Raw genomic sequence first — 2,108 nt, forward strand, 5'->3', positions numbered from 1 at the left:
TTTATTATTAATTTATTTCATCAATATTATCAACTAATATCTGATCGTCAAAACTTATGACACCATGTTCCTTAAGCTGTTCATAAATTCTTGAAGCCCTGTTAAATCCTACCTTCAATTTACGCTGCAGCAATGAAATTGATACCTTGTTCTCCTGTCTTATAATATTTATTGCATTTTCAAAGAAAGGATCTACATCTATCATTTCTTCCTGCGTCTCTTCCAGAATTTCATTTCTATATTTTACTTTTCTGGCAGATTTTAGCGTATCTGTCAAGTTTTTAACCTCGTCATCTGAAATATACGCCCCTTGAATCCTTTCCAGCTTTGAAGACCCATTGGCAAGAAGAAGCATATCTCCCTGTCCCAGCAGCTTTTCAGCACCAGCTGTATCCAATATAGTTCTTGAGTCAATTTGGGATCTTAATGCAAAGGAAATTCTGCTTGGCAGATTTGCCTTTATCATTCCAGTTATGACATCTGTAGACGGACGCTGTGTTGCTACAACCAAATGAATTCCTACCGCCCTTGCCTTCTGAGCAATTCTTGCAATCGACTCCTCAACGCTTCCGGCTGCAACCATCATAAGATCAGCCAGCTCATCAATAATTATGACAATATATGGCATTTTTTCCACATAACTAAGATTATTGTATTTTTTTATGTTTCTTACACCATTTTCCATAAGCTTCTTGTATCTGTTCTCCATTTCATTTACAGCCCATTTTAAGGCAATTGCCGCCTGCTGCGGATCTATAATTACTGGAACTAGCAAATGTGGAATATCATTATATGGCATAAGCTCTACCATCTTGGGATCTATCATTATAAATTTTACTTCATTTTCAGACTTCTTGGAAATTAATGTGGAAATCAATGTATTTACCGCTACGGATTTCCCAGAACCCGTCTGTCCAGCTATCAGCAAATGCGGCATCTTTACAATGTCTATCAGCTTATCTCTTCCAACTATATCTTTTCCCAGTATTACCCTTAATTCTCCATTGTCAAGCTCTTTATTTTTTATAATATTAGAAAAATGCACTGGCTCCTTGATCTTATTTGGAGTTTCAATTCCAATAGTATTTTTTCCAGGAATTGGAGCTTCTATACGGATACTTTCCGCCGCAAGGTTCATTGCTATATCATCCGAAAGTCCTGTAACCTTGCTCACTTTTATACCTTTCGGAATAATAATTTCGTATCTCGTAATTGTAGGCCCATATTCATAGTTCACAACTTTTGCTTCTACCCCAAATTCCTTTAAAACGTTTTCCAGATGCCTCACATTTTCCCTTATGCTCTTTTCAATTTTTTCCTTTTTCTTATAATCCATCGGCTTAGACTTGAATATTTCAGCAATAGACTTTTTCACTACATCATCATATCCCTGACTGCTGTCAAGCATTGCATTGGCTTCCTTTAGCTCCTCTTCCAGCCCCTTTTCCACAGCCACGCTGTTTTCAAATGCTTCAAGTTTTGGAAACTGCTGAAAATTGGGATCCATCTGTGCTGAATTAACAGCTGTTTCCCTTCTTAAAGGCGTTACAATTTCAAGTTTTGGCTCTTTTTCATACTGTTCCTCATTTTTTTCCGTTTTATCTTCCTCTTTTATTTCTTCAGGCTTTTTAGGCTCAGGCGCTTCCTGTTTATCGTTATTTGTGGTATTTTTAGTTTCAGTTTCCTGTTCTTCCTTGTCATTTTTTTCTTTATTCTCAGATTTCTTAGTATTTTCCAGAATCTTCTGCTTTTCATTTTCTTCAAAGATTTCAATCCATTCCTTCTCTTTTTCAGCCAGCTCTTCCTTAGAATAGACTTCTGTTTTCTGCAAAAAGTTATCCTTTGGCTTTTTAGCAATTTCAAAACTCAGCTTTTCACTTCTCGACTGAATAATTTTTGCCTTGAGCATTTCCCTCTGATAACGTTTGTAATCTGTCTTTTTCAAGTTTTCTGCATATTTTTTTGCTTTCAGCTTTCTCTTTTTTTCCTTATAGTCGTCGCTCTTATAGTATCTTACAACTTCTCTTAGAAGTTCATAACCAAGCTCTATATAGTCCTTTAACAAAAGGCAGACAGATAATGCCAGCACAACAACCAATCCAATAGTC

General features: G+C 36.2%; 1 protein-coding gene. It reads right to left on the minus strand.

Features of this window, described 5'->3' with window-relative positions; translation table 11 throughout:
• Positions 1–7: 7 nt before the first annotated feature.
• Positions 8–2,108: DNA translocase FtsK (locus Q0370_RS02995; protein WP_299571938.1), on the minus strand; the 2,101-nt coding region annotated here is incomplete at its 5' end.

This window comes from uncultured Leptotrichia sp., from assembly GCF_938036635.1.
Lineage (GTDB): Bacteria > Fusobacteriota > Fusobacteriia > Fusobacteriales > Leptotrichiaceae > Leptotrichia > Leptotrichia hongkongensis.